Origin of the sequence: Streptomyces mutomycini (assembly GCF_001700505.1) — a bacterium.
Classification (GTDB): domain Bacteria; phylum Actinomycetota; class Actinomycetes; order Streptomycetales; family Streptomycetaceae; genus Streptomyces; species Streptomyces mutomycini.
Genome location: NZ_MAPV01000392.1, coordinates 1 through 1,255, shown reverse-complemented (window position 1 = coordinate 1,255; position 1,255 = coordinate 1). Strand labels below are relative to the sequence as shown.

Below are 1,255 nucleotides of genomic sequence, written 5' to 3'. Positions count from 1 at the left end.
GTGTGACCTAGCTCACATGCTGGATTTCCTAACGATCGAGGCCCTCTGGGCGTCCCTTTGGCACGGGCACCGTAGGGAAGCGCGGCCGCACGATGGGGCCGGGGTGACCGGCAAAGATCTCCGACCACCCTTCACGTTAAGGAAATACCTCGTGACGAAGTCATCCCATGAGGGCTCTGTGCCTCACCAGCGGAGTTTCCCAGTTCTGGGCCGATACGGCGCCGAAGCCGAGCTGTCGTCAGCGAAGTCTCGGAAGCAGTGGTGCTGGATCTGCGATCACGAGATCAGGCTCATCAGGTACACCGCGACGCTCGTACGGGAGGGCGAGGAAGGAGAGGTCTTCGGCCTGGCACGCGAAGCCATCTTCAACGAGCTGAAGCGGGGGCCCGTCGGCAGCATCACGGCATTCTCCACGACTGTCATCCGCAACAAGGCACGCGATCAATGGCGGAGCAACGCCAGGCGGTACAAGCACGAGTTCTCGGTGGGCGACACCACCACGGTCGAGGCCGCATTGCCGCTCGACCTCGGAGCCGACGCCCGAAACGAGGAGATGAAGGATTACGCCGTAGAGCTGCTGTCCTGCCTGAGCAGCTCTGAGTTGACCGCGTTCGTCTTGATGGCGCTCGATGGCGTGTCCTCGGAGGAGGCGGCCCGGGCCATCAACGAGATGAACGGGCTGGAGGAGAAGGACGTCCTTCACGCACTCGCGGCGGCCGAGGCGGTGAAGAAGCGGGGCGAGCGCATCACCGTCCTCAAGGACGCTCAGGGGCGGCGAGTCATGACCGAACTGAATGCGCGGCAGACCGTGCACCGTGCCCGCACCAAGCTCAAGGAACGCGCCTCGCGGATGCCGATGGGCCTGCCGGTCGCCGACTAGTCGAGTACGAGGCAGCAGCTGTTCTCTCGGGTGCAGCGCCCCCGCAAGCCGGGGCCGCTGCACACCGGGTGTGGGCTGTCAGCCCACAACGGAAAGGGGAAAAGCAGATATGAGCACCTTGGTTCTCATCGTGGCCACTTTCGTACTCAGGGCACGACGTTCCTGGAACCGTCTAGTGGATGAGTTTCTGATCCTCTTGGTGCCGGTGCAGCGTGCGCTGGCGGACGTACACCGGCGCCCGCTGCCCCGGCGCTCTTCCAGCCACGGGGCATTCAGGAGGCTCGCCTTGGTCGGCGGCGTTCAGCAGCACAAGAGGGAGTTGGTGAACGACGATGACATGTGCATCACGAGGCCCTAGTGCCTTAATGACCGCGT

The 1,255-nt window shown here is 63.8% G+C and carries 1 protein-coding gene; it reads left to right on the top strand.

Annotation, left to right across the window (positions count from 1 at the left end):
• On the top strand, positions 1–880 hold an 880-nt coding region (locus BFF76_RS30660), incomplete at its 5' end, for a hypothetical protein (protein WP_208604903.1).
• Positions 881–1,255 lie beyond the last annotated feature (375 nt).